Below are 20,015 nucleotides of genomic sequence, written 5' to 3'. Positions count from 1 at the left end.
AATCAGCAAAAAGGCTGTTTTGTCGATATCCGCGATAAAGATGCATTTGAAACTTCACATATAGTCGATTCCGTTAATGTGCCGTTAGCCGATATCGAGGCGAATCTCAAGTCGCTAAAAAAGAAGGATCAGCCTCTGGTTCTGGTGTGTGATAGTGGTCAGCGTTCAAAAGCCGCTGCCAAACAGTTCAAAAAGCATGGCTACACCAATATTTATGTAATGTCAGGCGGTCTGCACGCATGGCGAGATGCCAAACTGCCGTTATTTAGTTAAGAGTTGGAGTGTTGTTATGAGCAAAGTCATCATTTATTCATCCGCGCATTGCCCGTACTGCACAATGGCAAAGCAGTTACTGGATCGGAAAGGTGTCAGTTATGACGAAATCCGTGTGGATCAGCATCCAGAAAAACGCCAGGAAATGATGCAAAAAAGTCAGCAACGTACCGTGCCGCAAATATTCATTAATGGTAAATCAATGGGTGGATATACCGATTTGGTTGATATCGACCGTTCGGGGCAGCTCGACGTTTTACTGACAAACAATTAAATTCTAAAGAGAGGGAAAATCATGGCTGAAGAAAACACAGCAGCAACTGAAGAACAACAACCGAAGTTCATCATTCAGAAGATCTACACCAAAGATATTTCATTTGAAACGCCTAATTCTCCAGCCATTTTCCGTGAAGAATGGAAACCAAAACTGGATCTGCAATTGGGTAATGAATATAACCGTATCGATGAAGATACCCATGAAATTGTTCTGGTCGTCACAGTCACCGCGAAAGTTAATGATCAAGTGGCATTTTTGGCGGAAGTTAAACAGGCTGGAATTTTCACCTTGACCGGTTACAGCAAAGAAGAGATGGGTCCCCTGATTGGCAGTTATTGCCCGAATACTATTTTCCCTTTTGCGCGGGAAGTTATTTCTGATGTGGTTATCAAAGGTGGTTTTCCACAACTCGTACTGGCGCCAGTGAACTTTGATGCAGTCTACAAACATCAGATTGATCAGGCACGTCAGCAGATGGAAGCAGCACAAGCTACGCACTAGTTTGTCTACACGGTCATGACCGCTTCTTCTTTAATGCCAACAGTTGTCATTGGTGCCGGAGCCTGGGGTACGGCGCTGGCTTTTGCCATGGCTCGAAATGGCCATGAAGTCTGGCTTTGGGGTCGTGACAAAGAACAGCTTTCCCGGATAGCGGCTGAACGGATGAACAGCCGCTATCTACCGGAAATTATTTTTCCGGATACATTGAAAATTGAAATGGATTTGGAAAAGTCCCTGAAAAATTGCAGACATGTAATGGTTTCAGTGCCAAGTCTGGCGTTTAGTGAAATATTGCATTGCATTAAACCTTTTTTGTCTGCAGATATCCCGATAAGTTGGGCAACCAAAGGTTTAACCCCCCACAATGGTCAATTTCTACATGATACGGCTATTGAAATTCTTGGTCCTAAACATGCTTTAGCCGTCGTTTCTGGTCCATCGTTCGCCGCGGAAGTTGCGGCCGGATTGCCCACCGCTTTAACTGTCGCTTCCCGCGATACAGAGTTTGCCAAAGCCTTGGCAAATGCGCTTCATGGACCTGCTTTGCGGGCTTACACCACTGAGGATGTTTTAGGGGTGCAAGTTGGAGGTACGGTGAAAAACGTGTTGGCAATTGCCGCAGGTATCTGTGACGGATTAGGATATGGTGCCAACGCCCGTGCCGCTCTGTTGACCCGCGGTATGGCAGAAATTATGCGTTTAGCCAGTGTACTGGGAGCTGAACCAGAAACCATGTTTGGCCTGTCTGGTATGGGGGATTTGATCCTGACCTGTACTGATAATCAGAGCCGCAATCGCCAGCTGGGCTTAGCGATTGGTTCGGGTCTTACTGTTGATGAATCGGTTTCAAAAGTCGGTAAGACGGTAGAAGGTATGCACGCTGCCAGAGAAGTTTTATTACGTGCTCAACAGGCGGGTGTTGAGATGCCAATTGTTGAGCAGGTATGCAAAATCCTGTTTGAAGGGTACGATCCGCGCAAATCGGTTCAGGCATTATTATGTCGTGAACAAAAAGCAGAATCTCCGGTAATCGGAAAATCGTGATACGAATTAATTGAGGAAAATTATATGCAAGGCATTGTGAAATACAGCAGCATCATTGCACTCAGTGTGGCAATGACTGTCGGCTTGTCTGCCTGTGGCAACCCATTCAGTAAGAAATCATCAGATGATGATGAAGTCGTTATGTCACAAAGTGGTCCGGTACTGTGGGAGTCAAATCTGCAATACGTTCGGCTGGTAGAGCGCGATCAGCCTGGAACCAATCAGCACCCTTTGCCAATCAATCAGGATGAAATGCGTGAAGTGCTTTCATCGCTATATGTTAATCAGCGTGTGTTACTGAGAACTCAGCAAGTTCCGTTGTTTTCACCGGGTGAATTGCAAATTTTAAGTTCAACCCTAGCACAGGGTTTAAATCGTGCCCAACCCAACGAAGATATTACCTTTGTCACGCTAGGGGTTCATGCCGGAGCGATTGCGGCGGAACGTAAAACCAACAGTGGCCGCGTGTTTGTTGATAACAATGGCCGCTTGAATATTATCTTTGGACTTGTTCATCAGGAATATCGCGATAAAGAACAATATACTGGTCAGGAAATAGATCGTCGGGTAAATCCATTATTACCGGGTACCCGTAAGTCCGATTCTGATCCAGCAACCAAAATTGCTTTAGATAATGGCATTTCATATCACCAAGAAGATGGCTCTGAACGGTCTGACTGGCTAGTGATTGATATCCCTACCGTATTAGCGTCTGCAGCTGAGCGTAAAGGACAGGATACCGGCGCATTAACGCCTGAAATGCGTGAAGAAATTGCCAGAACCAAACGTCAAACAGATAATTTGACTGATGATGTGGCCAATATTAAGGAAGTCCTGTTTGAAATGTCTGAGCAGCTTGAACAGCTCAAACAACAATTGGACGAAAGTAATCAGCAATAATGATTTCTAAATGTTTTTAAAAAGGGCGCTTCGGCGCCTTTTTTATTGCAATCTTTAAAGACGATAACGCAAATCAGCGGATTTGGAGCGAGCCATATCGACATTTTTTGACAGACTGAGCACTTTAAACAGTTCTCCCATCTGTTCTGGTAATAATAAACGTTTCAAAGCTGCGGCCTGTTGCATCTGCTGAAAGGAATCTGGCGCATTCTGTTGGCTGAGATTGAGAATGTCACCTGCCAGCAGAAAATCACTCTGCCGCTGATAACCCTCGACTTGCAGTCCTTTTGCATGGGCTGTTTCAGCTAATGCTGTGAAGTCCACATGGGCAGTAATATCCTGCAAACCGATCAGAGTCAATGGATCATTATGTACCTGATGTTGATAGTGGCAACGCAACATGCCCTGATGCCGCAAGGGATGAAAATAGTCACTGGCTTCATAGCCATAATCAATCAAATATATAGCACCCTGTGTCAGTATTTCGGCGATAGTGCAAAGCCAGGCAGGTGCTTGCATAGCCACTTCTGTCTGATAGGGAAACTGCTGCAGTAAAGGATAAATCTGTTCGCAACGTGTCTGTAAAAAAGGATCAGTCACCGTTTGTGACAGCCATGTCAGTTGCCCTTCTTCCTGCCCTACTCCTAACTCCAGAATCTGATTTTCTTCAAACTGCATTCGATGCACAGGCATGGCATCGCACACTTCATTTGCAATGATGACTCCGGTGAATTCAGCAGGCAGTTGATCCAGCCAAATTATACGATTTTGTTCGCTTCCAAAATGTTTATGGATTATTTCTTGCTGCCTATGGCGTAAGTGGGCACTAGCTTCGATAATATAGTAATGTGCCGGCAGGCAGTCAATTTCCTGCAGATACTGCAGAATATCGACCGCCATTTGACCGTTGCCTGCGCCAAATTCCAGGCAATCTGCCGCCGGTATTTGTCTGAGCACATCAGCAATATGATTGCCCAGCGCCATAGAAAATAACGGGCTTATTTCCGGTGCTGTAATAAAATCCCCTGCTTCGCCGATCTTGCTTAAGCCATTGCTGTAATAACCGAGTCCAGGTTGGTATAAGGCCATCTGCATAAATTCTGCAAAGCTCAGCCAACCATTCCGGGCTTCTATGGTCTGAAAAATCAGTTGCAACAGTTGATCGCTATGCTGTTGCGCAATGGGGTCAGGTGCAGGTAACTTGGCGGTATGTTTCATTTAGTCGGTAATTTCAGTGAATAATCCCATTTTAGTAACAGGTGCCGGAAAGCGGGTCGGATTTCATATCGCTTCCAGGCTAAAGCAGGATGGTTATGATGTATTGGCACATTACCGTACTGAAACGGAAGATGTCCAAAAACTAAAACAATTAGGCATACAGACTATTCAGGCGGATTTGCAGGATACTGCCAGCATTATGGGGTTTATCGACAAACTGCAGCAATTCAGTCCGGCTTATCGAGGCATTGTGCATAATGCCTCAGCATTTATACCGACAGCAGATGATTTGGTTGAGGCTGCGGAGCAATATCAACATTTTTTTACCATACATATGTTAGCGCCGTTTCTGATCAATCAGGCGTTATCAAAGCTATTAAAGGGACCGGGTAACGATCCGGCCGATATTATTCATATCACCGATATCAATGTTGAAAACCCTACCCCACGCTTTGATATTTATGGCACAACCAAAGCGGGATTGCATAACCTGACGCTTGTGTCGGCAAAAAAACTAGCTCCGCAGATAAAGGTGAATTCAGTGGCTCCGGGACCCGTTTTATTCACAGAGTCACATACACAGGAAGCTAGACAGAAGATGTTGTCTGAAACCCCGCTTGCTCGTGAAGGTGGTGCCGAGCCAGTGTATCTCGCCATAAAAAGCTTGCTAGAGAACCCCTTTATTACTGGTGCGACTATCCCAGTAGATGGTGGTCGCCGTCTCTCCAAAGCGTAAGTCAGACGTTTTTATCAAAACCCCTGCAGGAGGCGTGACTTCTGCAGTGTCAGTTAGATAACTGAGCAGCTCTCGAATAATGGGGTAAAGAAAATACTCATCAGTAATACTGCTGACCGGGATATCAGCTTCTTCAGGCAAGCTCAGCTGTTTCAGAATATCGATATCGGCTGGTCGATCTTTGGTTTTGCTTAACGGATCATCCCGATCCCGGCCTAAACTAATTTCAATCTGATTGCAGAAGCGCTTTAATTCTATCTGGGACAAATCGGTTTCAACGAAGACGATGGTATTGAGGAAATCCCGATGACTATTCATGCCCACTGGCGGGATTTTTAATACTCGACTTAGTTTTAGCTCTTTAAACTCTTGCAGCAGCGCAATGACCATTTTTTCGGTATTTTGCTGAGGATTTATGTTGCTGCCTAAACCAAGCAGATAGCCTTGCCGCTGTTTCATTTGCTGGAGCGCTCAATCACAATTTGTGCTTGGTTTTCCCCATGCAATTGAACAGGTTTGGTTAAGGTGAGTTTGAGCCGCGGAATGTCAAAGGTCTTGAGTAAAAGTTGCGCGACCTCTTCAGCCAGGCTTTCAATTAACAGATATTGACTATTGCTGACAAACTCGACAACGACATTGGCAACCGCACCATAATCCAATGTATTGGTTATATCATCCGATGCAGCGGCTTTGCGGATATCCCAATCCATTTCAAAATCAAAGCGCAATGTCTGTAGTGTTTCGCGCTCCCAATCATAGATGCCGATAATCGTGTCAATTTTCAAATCATTTAGAAAAATTTTATCCATGATGTCGCTTCAATGTTGGCAAAAGTGGTAATGGTACTGAATAATACCGCTACATTTTCAAAGGTCGCATCATAACATGCCTGAATTAACTGCCATCGCGCTGCTTGCATTGCTCGGCGCCTACCTTATAGGCTCATTATCGAGCGCTGTCATGCTTTGCAAGGTCTCAGGTTTACCGGATCCAAGGACTCAGGGCTCAGGAAATCCCGGCGCGACCAATGTATTGCGGATGGGTAGCAAAAAGCTGGCGGCACTGGTCTTGCTCATCGATGTGCTAAAAGGCGTCATCCCGGTATTAATCGGACGAATACTAGGCTTTGATATCGATATCCTGGCTTTAATTGCTTTCTTTGCATTTCTTGGGCACTTATACCCTGTGTTTTTCCAGTTTAAAGGTGGCAAAGGTGTGGCAACGGCTTTGGGCGCGTTTCTGGCGCTGTCACCTGCGTTGGCTGGAGCGGCGTTACTGACTTGGATGGTGGTTTTTGCCATTACCCGGATTTCGTCTTTATCTGCCATTACCGCTGCGGCAATGACACCGGTTTATAGCTTATGGCTTATTGATACAGTGTTTGCACGTGCGGTTATTCTGTTAATTGCCCTGCTTTTGCTGTGGCGGCATCGTAGCAATATCCAGCGGTTGCTGGCCGGTGAAGAGAAGAAGTCAGGTTGAAGCTGGCGGCGTTAGCTCATCTAATGGCCAACGCGAACGCACATTAAATGTTGCTTCAGTTTCAGCAACCATGGCCTGGTGACGCATCGCTCCGGCAAACGCAATCATCGCTCCGTTATCGCTACAGAATTGTAATTGCGGGTAATAAACCTGCACTTTCGGTAATGCATCTAAAGCCGCGCGCAAAGATTTATTGGCACTGACGCCACCGGCCACGACCAAACGTTTATGACCACTTTGTTTTAATGCCCGGCGACATTTAATCACCAGGGTTTCCACCGCCGCTGTTTGAAATGCCAGCGCAATATCGGCTTTGGCCTGTTCACTCTGATCACTGTTATGCCAGGTGTTTAAAGCAAAGGTTTTCAAACCACTGAAACTGAAATCCAAACCCGGACGATTGGTCATCGGTCTGGGAAAGATATGGGCGCCCTCTTGGCCTTTTTCTGCTAAAGCCGCTAAGGCCGGGCCACCCGGATAACCCAGCCCCAACATTTTGGCGGTTTTATCAAATGCTTCACCCACCGCATCATCAATGGATTCGCCCATTAATTCATATTCACCCACGCCTTTAACATCAACCAGCAGGGTATGGCCGCCGGAAATCAATAAAGATACAAATGGAAATGCCGGTGGATTGGCTTCCAGTAATGGCGATAAAAGGTGCCCTTCCATATGATTGATTGGCAAAGCTGGAATATTTAACGCCCAGGCCAGACTGCGACCAATTGCGGCGCCCACCAGTAAAGCACCCACCAGACCTGGACCCGCTGTATAAGCCACCGCATCTATATCTTTACGCTGCAGACCCGCTTCATCCAAAACCTGTTGCATCAAGGGCAATGTTTTCTGAATATGATCGCGGGAAGCCAGTTCCGGCACCACACCGCCATATTCGGCATGCATTTCTATCTGACTGAAAAGTGCGTGAGCCAACAGCCCCTTTTCAGTATCATAGAGCGCAATACCGGTTTCATCGCAAGATGATTCAATTCCTAAAACACGCATAAATTTATTCTGACTGCATTAAATAAATGCCGATTATTATGCCTTGCCGGGGGTGGTCTCATCCAACTAATTAGCATTTAGTATTTTCTTTCCGAAATAGATCTCGTACAATTAAGGGCTTTTCCGTCATTGTCTGTTTAGGAATGTATTGAATGCCATCTGTTAAGGTTAAAGAAAACGAACCATTTGACGTAGCTTTACGTCGTTTCAAACGTGCTTGTGAAAAAGCAGGTACGGTTGCAGAAGCTCGCGCTCGCGAAGCTTATGAAAAACCAACAACTGTTCGCAAACGTGCTGCAGCAGCAGCTGTTAAGCGTCACCAGAAGAAACTGTCACGTGAAAACGCTAGCCGCGTTCGCATGTACTAATTGCTGATTAGAATCTTATTCTAATGCCTCAAGAAGCCAGTCCACTCAAAGCTCGAATTCAAGATAGCGTAAAAGACGCAATGCGCGCCAAAGACAAAGATCGTCTTGGCACATTGCGACAAATTACCGCTGCCATCAAGCAAGTTGAAGTCGATAATCGCCAGGATATGTCAGATGATGACATTGTCGTTGTGCTGACTAAAATGACTAAGCAACGCAAAGATGCCTTATCGCAGTTTGAGCAAGCTGGCCGTGATGACTTAGCCGTTATCGAAAAAGCTGAATTGGCGATTATTGAAGAATTCCTGCCAACAGCCTTGAGCGAAGCAGAATTGCAGGCAGCTATTGCTGATGCAATTCAACAGACAGGCGCTAGTACCCAGAAAGATATGGGTGCGGTGATGAATGTGTTGCGTCCGAAAGTTCAGGGGCGCGCTGATATGGGCGCAGTGAGCAGCCAGGTTAAGGCCGCGCTCAGTTCTTAAGCCAGCAATGCCAGGTCTTTTTTCAGACGTGGTTAACATTCAAGACAGACTTCGGCCATAATTGATTTATGGCCGGACAAATCCCTCCACAGTTCATTGACGAATTGCTCTCACGAGTCGATATCGTTGATATTATTGATGCGCGTGTACCGCTGAAAAAAGCCGGTAAAAACCTGCACGCCTGTTGCCCTTTCCACAACGAAAAAACTCCCTCATTTACTGTCAGTCCTGATAAACAGTTTTATCACTGTTTTGGCTGTGGTGCGCACGGCACGGCGATCGGTTTTCTGATGGAATACGACCAGCTCAGCTTTCCTGAATCAATTCAGGAGCTTGCGGACACAGTCGGTATGCAGGTGCCAGTCACGCAACAAGCTGCACTCACCCCCGCCAGACAAAACCTTTACGACCTGATGGATAAAGTCAGTCGCTACTACGTACATCAGTTGCAAAACCATCCGCAGCGCCAGGCTTTTCAGGATTATATCCAACAGCGAGGTCTTAGCGCTGAAACCGTAGCTGCTTTTGATATTGGTATGGCGCCGGATGGTTGGGACAATGTATTACGTACTTTTGGCAACAATCAGCAAAGTCAGGATCAATTGTTTGAAGCGGGGATGTTGATTAAAAACGATAAAGGTCGAACCTACGATCGTTTTCGTGATCGATTAATGTTCCCCATTCGTGATCGTCGGGGCCGCGTTATCGCTTTCGGTGGTCGTGTTATTGATGCCGACGGCACGCCAAAATACCTGAACTCTCCTGAAACCCCTATTTTTCACAAGGGGCAGGAGCTTTACGGTCTATATCAAGCTCGTAAAGCCAATCGTCGACTGGAACGCATCCTGATTGTGGAAGGTTATATGGATGTCATTGCGCTGGCTCAGTTTGGGATTAACAATGCAGTGGCAACGTTAGGTACGGCGACAACTTCAGAACACTTACGTCAGTTGATTCGCAGCGCACCGGAAATTATTTTTTGTTTTGATGGTGACCGTGCAGGAAAAGAAGCTGCATGGCGAGCCGCAGAAAATGCGATGCCGATACTCGGTGGTAATTTTGAACTGAAATTTATGTTTCTGCCGGAAGGTCAGGATCCCGACACCATGGTAAGGGAGCAGGGGGCTGCTACATTTCATCAGTTAGTCAGTCAGGCGCAAAGCTATTCGGATTTTTTCTTTGCGACATTACTTTCCCGGGTAGACAGTCAATCGATGGATGGCCGCGCCAGGCTGGTTGAAATTGCCAAACCCTATCTAAGACATATCCCTGCAGGCTTGTATCGCGATATGTTGGAGCAGCAGCTGGCAGATCATGCTAAAACCAATATTGCCACGTTAAACAAACATCTTGAAAAACCTGCGCCACCACCTCCAGCAAAAAACGCCAAGCAAAATGCAATGGCCAATATGACGCCCGTGCGCATGGCGGTGATGATTGTGTTACAGCATCCACAATTGTATGAGGCTGTTCCGGATACAGGTAATTTGCATCAGCTGGATATGCCAGGTTTGGCGATTTTAATTCAGCTACTTGAAACCATGCGTGAGCATCCCCATCTTAAAACCGCACAGCTTTTAGAGCGTTGGCGAGATACTCAACAAGCTCCCTATATGGAAAAACTCGCAATGCAACCGTTGAATTTGTCGCCAGAACAGCTGGAGCATGAACTCATCGGAATTGTAAGTCGTCTAAACAAACAAGCAAGAGATGAACGCTATACTTATTTGATAAATAAAGGACTCAGCAATTTAACTGAGTCTGAAAGAATTGAAATTAATTCCTATAAGTAGGTGTTTTGTAATCAAAAATGATGCAATAACGAAGTGCTTTCACTATAATATAGTGTTACCGCCAAAAATCAGCGTCACCATGCATAAAGAGGCCGAATGAAAGATCAGCAATCACGCGTTAAAGAACTTATCGCCCTTGGAAAGGAGCGCGGTTATCTCACCTACGGCGAGATCAATGACCACCTTCCGGAAGATTTGGTCGATGCGGATCAGGTCGAAGACATCGTTAGTATGTTCAGCGACCTGGGTATCATGGTCCATGAAGATGGCATGGATACCGATGAGATGGAACGTCTCGCCGAAGCTGTATCATCAAATGACGAAGTCTCTGATGAAGAAGCTGCTGCTGTCCTGGCAAGTTCCGATGGTGAGTTTGGTCGTACTACCGATCCTGTGCGCATGTACATGCGCGAGATGGGCTCTGTTGAATTATTGACTCGCGAAGGCGAGATCGTTATCGCTAAACGCATCGAAGCAGGCCTCCGTGAAAGTCTGCTAATGCTGTCAACTTACCCACCGGTTATTTCGTCATTCCTTGAATTTTACGATGCGGTTGAAGCTGGCGAAATGCGCCTGAATGAACTGATTCGTGGCTTTGTCGCGCCTGAAGAGCTGGTCGCCAGTGATGATGACGATGATGATGTTACCAGTAGCTCTGACTCTGATGATTCTGATAGCGACGGCGATGATGACGATGATGTTGATGGCGTAAGCGATGATGAAGATGATTCTGGAGAAATTGATCCAGAAGAAGCCCGCGCTCGCTTTACCGCATTGAAAGAAGCATACAAAACCGTTCTGGCCACCGAAGGTGATGCCATGATCGAATCTCGTGAACAGGCCAGTAACCTGTTTATGGAATTCAAACTGACACCAAAAACGCTGCTTTATTTAAATGGCTTGATGGCAGAAACCATCGCCGAAGTGCGTAAACAAGAAAAAATCATTATGGACATCGTTGTAGAGCAGGCGGGTATGAATCGCCGCGACTTTATCGATGCATTCCAGGGTAATGAAAGTAATCTTGAGTGGTCAGATAAATTCATTCGCGCTAAAAAACATTATTCATCCACCATCAAGAAAAATCTTGATGACATTCTGGCCGCACAAAGCAAATTAGCCGAAATTGCAGAAGATCGTGGACTGGATATTTCCGAGATTAAAGAAATCAGCCGTCAAATGTCGATTGCTGAAGCCAAAGCGCGTCGTGCCAAGAAAGAAATGGTCGAAGCCAACTTGCGTCTGGTTATCTCAATTGCCAAAAAATACACCAACCGTGGTTTGCAGTTCCTGGATCTGATTCAGGAAGGCAACATAGGTCTGATGAAAGCGGTTGATAAATTCGAATATCAACGTGGCTACAAATTCTCTACCTATGCAACATGGTGGATTCGTCAGGCAATTACCCGTTCTATTGCTGACCAGGCACGTACCATTCGTATTCCGGTACATATGATTGAAACCATCAACAAACTCAATCGTGTTGCCCGTCAAATGCTTCAGGAGATGGGGCGTGAACCGACTCCGGATGAATTGGCAGAACGCGTAGAAATGCCGGAAGACAAAGTACGTAAAGTACTGAAGATTTCCAAAGAACCTATTTCGATGGAAACACCGATCGGTGATGATGAAGATTCACATCTGGGCGATTTCGTTGAAGATATCAACGTAATGTCACCAGCAGACTCCGCTATCATCGAAGGCCTCAGAGAAGCCACTCAGGGCGTTCTGAACGGCCTGACCGAGCGAGAAGCCAAAGTACTGCGTATGCGATTTGGTATTGATATGAATACTGACCACACACTGGAAGAAGTCGGTAAACAATTTGATGTTACCCGTGAGCGTATTCGTCAGATCGAAGCCAAGGCGTTACGTAAGTTGCGTCACCCATCACGCTCGGATCAACTGAGAAGCTTCCTCGACTCAGACAGCTGATTACAAAATCGGGCCTATAGCTCAGTTGGTTAGAGCAGGGGACTCATAATCCCTTGGTCCCAGGTTCGAGTCCTGGTGGGCCCACCAATTAAATCAAAGCCTTAGCGGAATAATTGCTAGGGCTTTATTTTTATGTGCTACTTATGTGCTACTATTTAATAAAATAAGTAGTTTGAAGAATATTATTAGCTAGGCTATTCTCACTAATGTATAAAAATATGGATATGTATTAAATGCAGCCCATTAATAATGAATATTCGATCGTAGTCTTGGGTGCATGGAACCCATCGATATTTAGTCCTGAGTGGATTAAGAAATTTTTGGTAAATATCGAAGAAGGGGAAGAGATAGAGATTGCTTTCCCCCTGGATGACGCTACTGCACCAAGGAAAATATCATTTAAGGAAATAAGCATTTTTCCTGGCAGAAAAAAAATGGATTTAATTCCTATTGTGCCCAGTAAAGATAATTTAGAATTCTGTCAAAGCATCTTGGTTACGCTCTTTAATATTCTTCCTCATACACCAGTCTCAGGCTTTGGTATCAACTTTGGTTTTTTAGAGAGTAACTTATCTACAGAGTTGACAAATCTTTTTGAGTTGAGTGATGAAAACTCACTTATTGATAACTACGTCCCGAAGGGAACATCAATATCTCGTAATATTGTTAAGGAGGGGCAGAACTATATTATTAATTTAACTCTCTCAGAAGCAAACGGAAATGTATCTATAAAAATTAATTTTCACTTTAATATAGCTTCCACTGAGGAATGCAGAGAAATTCTCGAAACTGGTGCGGTAGAAAATTGTTTTAATGAGACATTAGAGCTTCTAGAAACTGTTTACGGTATTACTATAGAGCAAACTAATTGATTGACTCGTTCGTCAGGAGAATAATTATGAAGGATTCAGCTTCAACAACAAGCGACGTATCTAAAACTGATTACACTCACAGTTATTACAATGTCCAAGCTAGTACTGGAACGGAAGTGAAAAAGGATAAAATTGTGACTGCATACAGTACTTCTATGACTACTAAGTTTTCAAATAACCAGACTAGAAAAGAGAAAAATCTACAAAATTTGAATGCATTTTTGAGAAAAGCAGGACTTTAAAATATATACAGTCACTGACATGACGCATTTTACCTATGAAGAAAAGCCGAATTTATCTGCTTTGCAACAAGGAGATATCCTTGATAAGACAGATGAATTAATGGAGGTTATCAACGCCTACCATCCGCATTATGGCAATGATGGCTATACACATTTTCAGGTGCTTACACAAAGTTGTGATTTAGTCCGCAGAGGTAAAGAAAAGACTTGCTCCTCACGATACATTACTATTGCGGCGGTTAGACGCTTAGACTTGGTAATTTACAGGCTTTTGAGTGAGGATGTAGGGCCTCAAAAAGCTATATCAAATGGTGATAGTTTTATCTGTAATGGTAAAGAGAAGCCAAGGGTTCAGTCATTTTTAGAGTCACTATTTAATAACAACGATAAGAAACATTTTTTTCTCAAGGCATGTCCAGAGAAAGGTTTAAACAATGATTCTTGCACTTTTCTCAGCCTCGCTATAACAATAAGGGCTCATGAGCATTATGAAAAGTGTTTAAAAGCAAAGAAAATACAATTAGAAAGTAATTTTCAGTCAAAACTCGGCTGGCTGGTTGGAAATTTATACTCTCGAGTAGGAACAGAAGATTACTCAGATCAATTTTCTAAAAGGGAAGAATTTGTTTCCCACATTGAAAACGTAATGAATGGTCATGTACTATGGATTGAGCCTCACAACTTTCAATTTTTCAAAAAGTTTAAAAGCGAAAATCCAGATAAAAGTGTTACTGAATTGGCACAAGAGGCTGCGATAGAGAAAAAAAGAGTAACTAACGATAAGATCGTCACCATTGCAGATAAAATATACCGATCATTAGAGTTGGATGACCATGACCATCTAAGGAAAAAAATTGAGAACTTTTTAAAGTCATCAAAGGGTCAAGCTTTTCTGAGTGATGATCTGAAATTACCTTAATCAAACAAGCTAATTCAGCGATTGTCTTTTAAGTTTATAGATGAAAATATAAAATATAAATTCTCGATATTGTACGATTTTATTCTGAACTGGCTTCTTCGTTTAATTGTTGGTCTTCCTTAACTGACATTTTCCATTTTGATACCGAGATCGTAGTAAATTGCATTGGAGCTTACAGCTTTCAACAGCATACTGAAGTCTGTACCCTCGCCTAGTAATACCTGCTCTCCATACAAATATTCTCTCACAGGAATTTTATTTGATAATGAGGGTATATAGACTGCTTGGTTGTGTTTTACTTTCCAGTGAACGAGCAGCTTTGAAAAGTCCCATTTGGCAGCAATTACACCGCATTCAGAACTAAGAACGATCCCACCATAAGGATCAATAATTTTTCCTGTATCAGAGTCATATCCTTCAAGATAAATGATTAAACCTGTTGAAGCGTGTCTCACATTACATTTATGCACACCGCCGAAGTTAATTCGATCTGGCCGCCCAAGTTTGTCCTCATATTCAAATTGTCTAAGGAAGCCTTCAACACCTTTCTCAACATAAACTCATCCTGAAGGTTCAGGAGTCATTAGTGTTATTACTTTTGAAATTACTTTATCGAAAGATTGAACGCCGAACTGTTTGATTTCCCAACCAAGATAGTCGGGTTCGGCATATCCATCGGGGGTTATTTCCAATTCTGCTTCCAGTGTATAACCGCCACAATTTGAGCTTGAGCAGGGTAGCTCTATTCCAGCAGAGTATACTCTTACTTGGAATCCAACCTTTGCTGTGCATTTGCAGTAACTTTTCCAGCAATTCCTGCTTGGTGTCTTTGACGACTCTGTCTGAAAGACTTAATTCAATAAAAACATTTTCATGTTTGATAACTTCAGCATGACTAATCTCAATTGCCAATGGAAAGTCCGGAGGAATAAAATAAGCCACCACCGTTTCATCATCTGTTATTCCCAAGATTAATGTAGGGCCTTCTGAACGACCTTTTTTCTCCGGATTCATCCATGGCCCCATTTTTACTTTTGAACCTTGCAGAAAGCCAGAGAACCGTACTTCAGGGTATTGTGGATATAGAATTAGTTTTGCGTTTGGAGCTGGGTATCGTTCCCCGTTCGGTGATAGCCAAGAAAGTTCTACCGGCGCCCGAAAAATAATTGCTTAAAGAAATAGTTGCCAAGTTTCCTGACTAAGCGCGGAAACCGGGCAACTTTAATCACATTAAATTTTCATACTTTGCCCTGCTGATATATTTTGAAACTGTGGACTTGTTAACGCCAAGCTTCTCAGCGATATCCTTTTGGGACATACCTGCTTTATTAAAGCTGATTACTTTCTGGAAAAGCGAGTCTTCAAGATCTTCTATATGCCATTGAAATTTATTGTTCTTCTCTTCCAGTTGGGCAATAAATGATTCTGCTTCGTCACCGGAAAATCCCCGGGCTTTCTTGAAATCGACTATAAACCTTGCTCCCTCTTTGGGGCTGTAATCATCTGGATGTCTAAGTGAAATCACAGTATCCATTACATCCTCACGCTTGCTGGTGCCTCGCTGTTCCCCGCTTTTACCTGCATGATGAATAAATAATATAGTTTTACCGGCACTTTTTAGCCTTATTGCCCATTCTTGAACCACCTGCCAGCTTTCAGCGTCGTTTTCATTTCCAGTTCTGCAAAGCGTTGAAATATTGTCGACAATTATCAGTTCGGCTTTGTCACAAAACGTCTTTAAATGAGTATGCCATTCAGGATCGGAAAGATCCGGGCTGGCACCTTCCTGAAAATCCGGTGTTATAAATTCAATAAGTCCATTTTCCAGCCCATTTTCTCCAGCTATCTTTTGAAGCCTTGGCTGTAACTCAGTCGCACCCATTTCACCATCTATATAAAGAACTTTCCGGCATTTCCCCGTTGCCCAGGTTAAAAACGATTTGCCTTTGGCGACAGCGCAGGCTACTTCAAGTGCAAAAAAAGTTTTGCCTATACCTCTTGGCGCATAAACCATGGCAATCCCCCTTAAAGGGAGCCATGGACTCATTATCAACTCCTTAGGTGGTAGCTTCATGCTTATAAGCTCTTTGGCATCAATTGCTTTAACAGGGGAGCTCGGGTTTTGCTTTAAAGGAATTATGGGGTTGGCTGCTTCTTTATCAGAATTTTTCTTATAAGCAATTTTTTCTTTAGGCGAAATATCATAAAGATCTTCGTTATAAGGGATAAGGTCTTCCTCAGCCAGGGCTGATTCACTTAAAGAGATTCCCTTATAAGGGTTATCCAATGCATCATTGATCATAAAATCATCTCCTTTTAAAGCGAGATGGTTCTGGAGTCGACAAACTCCATCACATCAGCATAACGATATCTCACATAGCGACCAACCTTGATGTATTTAAGGTTATATCGTTTATTGCACCGCCAGATAGCAAGTGTTTGTATGCTTACGCCGAGCAGACTACTGACCTGTTTGGAATTCAGTAAATCGTTTGTTTGATATTGATTCATAAAATTGACTCTCCTTTTCTGTAGTTGTCGGAGAGAATTCTATAAATTGACCTCTTGAGTATGTGCTGAGTAACTTTTTAGTCTGCACGTACTAAAATTTAAAACTATATAAATTAGTGGTTTAGAGGTATACCTAATGTTAGGTTTTAATCATCCTTCATCTTTAGAGACTTGTTGATTAGATTTGCAATGCCTCTTGTAGAAAGTGGTAACTCATCATTACCAAACCAGAGCTGGCTTTTTTGTTCCATTACCTTGGCAATGGCAGCGCCATTAACTTTACCTTGGGATTTGCATTGATCAGGAAAATTGGCAAGTGCAGACAATGCGGCAGCCAGAATTTGTTCACGTTGTTGAGCAAACCTCTCTGCATTACCGTGATTGCTAATAATCTCTTTAGCCTTTTGTTGCTTTGTAATATGAAATGTAGTTTTCAGATGTTCATTAGGGCAAAGCTCTTTATTAATAAGCCAGTCAACGAAATCTGTTGGCTTTACCCGCCATAAACGTTCCTTGGCCTCAGGGTTGAGGATTTTTAATGAAATTCCGGCACTGGCCTTGATTTGGGTGCGAACATCGTTGGCCCAAAAATCATACTGCTTTTTAACAGTGGGCCAAGATTCTTTACTGGAGCCAACACAGAAGGGGATTGCTTCATCAAGTGCCAGCCAAGTATCCAGTTTCGATTTATCTGTATAGAACTTGATAAGTAATTCGTTATTATTTTTTAGAGCTTCGTGATTTTTTTCGTGCTGCTCTTGAGACTTTTGAAACTGGTTTCTCATTTTGTGAATCGTATTCATGACATCGTGGTTGCCTTCATTTTCTTTACTCACTTGTTTTCGTTTCCTCTGCCATGTTTTCAGTCAGTGAAGTAATAAGTTTCTTTTTTTGCTCATCACTCAAATGCTCAATCAAGTATGCCAATTTTTTATTCAGAGACTCGTCTGGATCCTTGATTCCAGCCTGAACCAAGAGTCTATCCTCTATTTTTTGGGCAGGCTCTCTCAGTTCTTCTGGTGTGAGAATGGTATAGCCAGCTGTAACATCATCTCTTCTAGTTCGATGGTTTAACATTCTTTTAATGGTGTATGTTCCAAGATTGAGGGCTTCTGCTGTAGTGGTGAAGGTCCGTCTTAAATCATGTAAATTGATATCACAACCCGATAACTCACGAATTTTGATAAGGACTTTTTTTGGTTCTTTGATTTGCCCGTATTTGTTGGGCGCATTGAAAACAAAAGGGCTTGTGTCCTTGTTCAGATCTCTTCTGGAAAGCAAAACATGCAAGTGGCGGCTTATAGGGAGTTCAAGCCGATCTCCATTTTTGGTTGTGCTTATAAAAAAAGTACTTTCCTCGAGGTTAACTCTGTCCCAGGTCAGTGAAAGCAATTCATTTTTCCTCAACCCTGTTAAAAGAGCCATTTCCACCATGTCACAGACCGATTTCGCAAAAATATCACCTTCCTCACGGATCGTTTCAACTGCCTTAAACCAATCCGGTAGTTGCCCCTTTGTCAGTCGGGTGTTTCGTCTTTCAACCTTATTCCAGAGTTTTTGATGGCTAAGAATGTGAACAGGATTATGTTCGAACAAAAAAATGTTCTCTGGGCCACGGTATTCATATTTGGCGAAATTAAAAAGCGCTCGTAAGACTCGCATGGTTGCATCGGCTTGTGCAGGACTCAAAGCTGAAATTCTTCGGTGCTCTGTCTTTACGTCTTCTTCTGTAAATTTGATCAATGCCCTGTTGTTGTAGGCTTTAAGATAGCTTTTGATATTGCGTTTATAGCTGTATAGGGTCGAATCACTAAAAGATTTTACTCTGATATAGTCTTCATACACTTCAAGGAGAGTTATTCGGGCTAATTTTTTGATTCTTTCGTTTTCGTTGGGATTTTGGCCGCTGGTTATAGCATTGAGAGCATCGAGTGCTTGTTTGCGTGCATTTTCAATGGACATTGCTGGGTATTTTCCCAATGTCACTGTCACCGGGCTGGTTTGTCCTTTTATCTTTTTATACACACGAAAGGTTTTTGTTCCTGATGGAGAATGCTCAAGGATTAGTCCATCTACTCCATCATCTCTGTAACGAATTCTTTTGGCAGGAAGGGGTAAACCGTCTATATGTCTTTTATTGAAGCGAAATCGAGTCTGTGTGCTTTCCAATTGTGCTACCTATGTGCTACTTATAAGCGGAAAATACAGCATACTTTGGAAAGGTAAGTAAAACAAGGCAAAGAGTTAAACTATTGATTTATATAAATTTGTAAGCATTAATCGGTTTTGATGAATTTTGGGAAATTTATGACCATTCTAACTCATAATCCCTTGGTCCCAGGTTCGAGTCCTGGTGGGCCCACCAATTACTTGAAGCGGTTAGTCGATTTTCGACTAGCCGTTTTTTTATGCCTGAGGGATTTTGTGGGGATTACACCGGAAGTTGCATACTATAGTTCGGGCTGTTCTCCAGACTAGGATTTTTAAGCTACTATATTTCTGTTAAGGAGACTTTTAACAATATCTGGAATATAGGTGCGGCGGATTGTTATGGCATAAAAGTTTTCGAAAACACCAGGTAATACCTGATACTCAGCTAGTCGGCCGCTACTAATTTCATCTTTGACTACGACCAGGGGGAGTGCTGTGACGGCACCACTATCCCTGACCAATAATCGTAACATCGCCATATCATCAGCATCAGCAACCACTTCCGGGTTGTAACCTACAGCGGAACAATAAGCATTGAATCCTGAACGGATTTCTGTGATCCCCGTTGGTAAAACCCATTTAAAGTCATCATAACCATGCGGAAAGTTACTGTTTGGTTTGTATTCGGCAGGTCCAATGATTGAGACAGACTGCCTTGAAACCAATTGATTCTGCCAGATGGCATCGTCATTTTGCTGATTTACTGAACGGTTGGTGAGTACCAAATCGAATTCATGACTGGTCAAGCCATTGAGCAAATTTGTCATACCCCGCGTCGATAGGGTGAAGCTGACATTGGATTCTTTCAATAAAGGGCTAATGAATGCTTCGGTAAAATTTCTCGACAGCGTCGTTAATACGCCAATGTTGATATGCCGTTGTGTTACTGACTCACCTTTATTCAAGAATGATTGCAGTTCTTCCCCTGTGGTAAAGATTTCATCTGCATAGTTAAGTACTTTTCTACCCATATCAGTTAATACGAGTTGCCTCCCAACTCGCTCAAATAACTGGACGTTCATGGTGTTTTCAAGCTGTTTAATTTGTTGCGACAGAGCTGATTGTGAGACATGACATTCTTCAGCTGTACGAGTAATGCTGCCTGACAGTGCGACTCGCCAGAAATAGTAGAGGTGGTGATAATTAATTTTAGCCATAGTTAACTTTAACTTATCAATTTGTTAATAAATATCTATTTTATTTATATTATCGCGTTTGGCATACTGCCGCCAACTAAGGA

24 protein-coding genes, 1 tRNA gene and 1 pseudogene are annotated in these 20,015 nt (G+C 43.2%); 15 read left to right on the top strand and 11 right to left on the bottom strand.

Going from position 1 to position 20,015, the window contains the following annotated elements; translation table 11 throughout:
* The 5 genes from B3M51_RS11405 to B3M51_RS11385 form a co-directional block, all read left to right on the top strand.
* A partial coding sequence (locus B3M51_RS11405) for a rhodanese-like domain-containing protein (protein WP_292759313.1) occupies positions 1–273 on the top strand: 273 nt, incomplete at its 5' end.
* A 16-nt stretch (positions 274–289) separates the two neighbouring features.
* Entirely contained in the window at positions 290–547 is a 258-nt protein-coding gene (gene grxC / locus B3M51_RS11400; protein ID WP_292402440.1) for a glutaredoxin 3, read from the top strand.
* Between the two features lie 21 nt (positions 548–568).
* The gene (secB, locus tag B3M51_RS11395; RefSeq protein WP_292483087.1) at positions 569–1,051 is read left to right on the top strand and encodes a protein-export chaperone SecB; all 483 of its coding nucleotides are present in this window, start codon (positions 569–571) and stop codon (positions 1,049–1,051) included.
* A 33-nt stretch (positions 1,052–1,084) separates the two neighbouring features.
* Positions 1,085–2,095 (top strand): NAD(P)H-dependent glycerol-3-phosphate dehydrogenase, encoded by a 1,011-nt coding sequence (locus B3M51_RS11390; RefSeq protein ID WP_349676739.1) that lies wholly within the window; start codon positions 1,085–1,087, stop codon positions 2,093–2,095.
* Positions 2,096–2,119: 24 nt separating this feature from the next.
* Entirely contained in the window at positions 2,120–2,995 is an 876-nt protein-coding gene (locus tag B3M51_RS11385) for a hypothetical protein (protein ID WP_292483091.1), read from the top strand.
* A 54-nt stretch (positions 2,996–3,049) separates the two neighbouring features.
* Here the strand turns inward: B3M51_RS11385 and B3M51_RS11380 are convergent, their stop codons facing one another.
* On the bottom strand, positions 3,050–4,213 hold the full coding sequence (locus tag B3M51_RS11380) for a class I SAM-dependent methyltransferase (protein WP_292483093.1): 1,164 nt from the start codon (positions 4,211–4,213) through the stop codon (positions 3,050–3,052).
* Positions 4,214–4,229: 16 nt separating this feature from the next.
* Here B3M51_RS11380 and B3M51_RS11375 point away from each other — a divergent pair, with 16 nt between their 5' ends.
* A complete protein-coding gene (locus B3M51_RS11375; protein ID WP_292483094.1) occupies positions 4,230–4,949 on the top strand; it encodes an SDR family oxidoreductase in 720 nt (239 codons plus the stop codon).
* Here B3M51_RS11375 and folK read toward each other — a convergent pair.
* Entirely contained in the window at positions 4,881–5,408 is a 528-nt protein-coding gene (gene folK / locus B3M51_RS11370) for a 2-amino-4-hydroxy-6-hydroxymethyldihydropteridine diphosphokinase (protein ID WP_292483096.1), read from the bottom strand. The two genes, B3M51_RS11375 and folK, sit on opposite strands and share 69 nt — an antisense overlap.
* Entirely contained in the window at positions 5,405–5,758 is a 354-nt protein-coding gene (gene folB / locus B3M51_RS11365; protein ID WP_292483098.1) for a dihydroneopterin aldolase, read from the bottom strand. Before folB ends, folK begins: the two co-directional genes overlap by 4 nt.
* Positions 5,759–5,834: 76 nt before the next feature.
* On the opposite strand from folB, the gene plsY reads away from it, so the two are divergent.
* The gene (gene plsY, locus B3M51_RS11360) at positions 5,835–6,431 is read left to right on the top strand and encodes a glycerol-3-phosphate 1-O-acyltransferase PlsY (RefSeq protein ID WP_292483100.1); all 597 of its coding nucleotides are present in this window, start codon (positions 5,835–5,837) and stop codon (positions 6,429–6,431) included.
* Here the strand turns inward: plsY and tsaD are convergent.
* The gene (gene tsaD / locus B3M51_RS11355; protein ID WP_292483102.1) at positions 6,423–7,439 is read right to left on the bottom strand and encodes a tRNA (adenosine(37)-N6)-threonylcarbamoyltransferase complex transferase subunit TsaD; all 1,017 of its coding nucleotides are present in this window, start codon (positions 7,437–7,439) and stop codon (positions 6,423–6,425) included. The genes plsY and tsaD overlap by 9 nt on opposite strands.
* Before the next feature lie 152 nt (positions 7,440–7,591).
* On the opposite strand from tsaD, the gene rpsU reads away from it, so the two are divergent.
* From rpsU to B3M51_RS11315, 8 genes are all read left to right on the top strand, one after another.
* On the top strand, positions 7,592–7,807 hold the full coding sequence (rpsU, locus tag B3M51_RS11350; RefSeq protein WP_014705573.1) for a 30S ribosomal protein S21: 216 nt from the start codon (positions 7,592–7,594) through the stop codon (positions 7,805–7,807).
* Positions 7,808–7,830: 23 nt separating this feature from the next.
* Positions 7,831–8,292 (top strand): GatB/YqeY domain-containing protein, encoded by a 462-nt coding sequence (locus tag B3M51_RS11345; protein WP_292483103.1) that lies wholly within the window; start codon positions 7,831–7,833, stop codon positions 8,290–8,292.
* Positions 8,293–8,360: 68 nt separating this feature from the next.
* A complete protein-coding gene (dnaG, locus tag B3M51_RS11340; RefSeq protein WP_292483105.1) occupies positions 8,361–10,085 on the top strand; it encodes a DNA primase in 1,725 nt (574 codons plus the stop codon).
* A gap of 96 nt (positions 10,086–10,181) precedes the next feature.
* A complete protein-coding gene (gene rpoD / locus B3M51_RS11335) occupies positions 10,182–12,020 on the top strand; it encodes an RNA polymerase sigma factor RpoD (protein ID WP_292483107.1) in 1,839 nt (612 codons plus the stop codon).
* A 10-nt stretch (positions 12,021–12,030) separates the two neighbouring features.
* A tRNA-Ile gene (locus B3M51_RS11330) sits at positions 12,031–12,107 on the top strand.
* A 146-nt stretch (positions 12,108–12,253) separates the two neighbouring features.
* Complete coding sequence (locus tag B3M51_RS11325; protein WP_292759306.1) at positions 12,254–12,892, top strand: hypothetical protein; 639 nt, start codon at positions 12,254–12,256, stop codon at positions 12,890–12,892.
* Between the two features lie 26 nt (positions 12,893–12,918).
* Entirely contained in the window at positions 12,919–13,134 is a 216-nt protein-coding gene (locus B3M51_RS11320; RefSeq protein ID WP_292759303.1) for a hypothetical protein, read from the top strand.
* Between the two features lie 19 nt (positions 13,135–13,153).
* Positions 13,154–14,053, top strand: coding sequence for a hypothetical protein (locus B3M51_RS11315; protein ID WP_292759300.1), 900 nt, complete (start codon positions 13,154–13,156; stop codon positions 14,051–14,053).
* A gap of 119 nt (positions 14,054–14,172) precedes the next feature.
* Here B3M51_RS11315 and B3M51_RS11310 read toward each other — a convergent pair.
* The 7 genes and pseudogenes from B3M51_RS11310 to B3M51_RS11280 all read right to left on the bottom strand — a co-directional run bounded on the left by B3M51_RS11310 (position 14,173) and on the right by B3M51_RS11280 (position 19,932).
* Positions 14,173–14,745: pseudogene (locus B3M51_RS11310) on the bottom strand (MvaI/BcnI family restriction endonuclease).
* Positions 14,663–15,067 carry a hypothetical protein gene (locus B3M51_RS11305; RefSeq protein ID WP_292759488.1) on the bottom strand — a complete coding sequence of 135 codons (405 nt, stop codon included), beginning with the start codon at positions 15,065–15,067 and terminating at the stop codon, positions 14,663–14,665. Before B3M51_RS11305 ends, B3M51_RS11310 begins: the two are co-directional and overlap by 83 nt.
* A 211-nt stretch (positions 15,068–15,278) precedes the next feature.
* On the bottom strand, positions 15,279–16,355 hold the full coding sequence (locus B3M51_RS11300; protein WP_292759297.1) for an AAA family ATPase: 1,077 nt from the start codon (positions 16,353–16,355) through the stop codon (positions 15,279–15,281).
* A 14-nt stretch (positions 16,356–16,369) separates the two neighbouring features.
* On the bottom strand, positions 16,370–16,564 hold the full coding sequence (locus tag B3M51_RS11295; RefSeq protein ID WP_292759294.1) for a helix-turn-helix domain-containing protein: 195 nt from the start codon (positions 16,562–16,564) through the stop codon (positions 16,370–16,372).
* 146 nt (positions 16,565–16,710) lie between these two features.
* Positions 16,711–17,400 carry a hypothetical protein gene (locus B3M51_RS11290; protein WP_292759291.1) on the bottom strand — a complete coding sequence of 230 codons (690 nt, stop codon included), beginning with the start codon at positions 17,398–17,400 and terminating at the stop codon, positions 16,711–16,713.
* On the bottom strand, positions 17,393–18,733 hold the full coding sequence (locus B3M51_RS11285) for a tyrosine-type recombinase/integrase (RefSeq protein WP_292759288.1): 1,341 nt from the start codon (positions 18,731–18,733) through the stop codon (positions 17,393–17,395). The genes B3M51_RS11290 and B3M51_RS11285 overlap by 8 nt, the downstream gene beginning before the upstream one ends.
* Before the next feature lie 314 nt (positions 18,734–19,047).
* The gene (locus tag B3M51_RS11280) at positions 19,048–19,932 is read right to left on the bottom strand and encodes a LysR family transcriptional regulator (protein WP_292483124.1); all 885 of its coding nucleotides are present in this window, start codon (positions 19,930–19,932) and stop codon (positions 19,048–19,050) included.
* Positions 19,933–20,015: the final 83 nt, after the last annotated feature.

The organism is Methylophaga sp. UBA2689, assembly GCA_002354555.1.
Lineage (GTDB): Bacteria > Pseudomonadota > Gammaproteobacteria > Nitrosococcales > Methylophagaceae > Methylophaga.
The sequence above is the reverse complement of the archived record's forward strand: the minus strand, read 5'-3'. Positions and strand labels throughout refer to the sequence as shown.